The organism is Bradyrhizobium sp. Kon56 (assembly GCF_055807635.1).
This window is the reverse complement of sequence record NZ_JBVVOU010000138.1, coordinates 1-529: the sequence shown is the minus strand read 5'-3', so window position 1 is coordinate 529 and position 529 is coordinate 1. Positions and strand designations below refer to the sequence as shown.

Sequence of the window (529 nt, the reverse complement as noted above, 5' to 3'; positions counted from 1 at the left end):
CGGCAACTCGGACCGCAGGGAGCGCAGGCCTTGCCGCACGGCGATGCCCCGCTCCAGCAGGAACGCACGGATCTGATTGATGACGCCGGTGCGCTGACCGACTAATCGCTCGCGCACGCGGTGCAGCGCATGCAGGTCGAGCTGGTCGGCGGTCTTGGTTGCGGCGAACTTCATGATCGGGCGTTGGACCGCCTCGGCGATGGCTTCCGCATCTCGGAAGTCGTTCTTCTGTCCCTTCGAATAGGGGCGCACGTATTTCGCCGGCATCAAGCGGGCGTCGTGGCCAAGCGTTTGCAGCTTGCGACTGAGGTGATGCGCGCCGACGCAGGCCTCCATGCCGATCAAGCACGGCGGCAGGTTGGCGAGCCGGGTTTCCACCTGGCCGCGCGACCACTTCTGCCGCAGCACGATGCCGCCGCGCTGATTCTGGCCAATGATGTGGAACGAGTTCTTGCCGATATCGATGCCGATGACGGCGGGCGAAGCGTCGAGTTTCTGAGACATGGCGTGCTCCTTGTCTTGGGCGCCC

1 protein-coding gene is annotated in these 529 nt (G+C 65.0%); it reads right to left on the bottom strand.

Annotated elements, in window-relative coordinates:
* A partial coding sequence (locus tag AC0L3B_RS38310) for an IS110 family RNA-guided transposase (RefSeq protein ID WP_473382754.1) occupies positions 1–504 on the bottom strand: 504 nt, incomplete at its 3' end.
* Positions 505–529 lie beyond the last annotated feature (25 nt).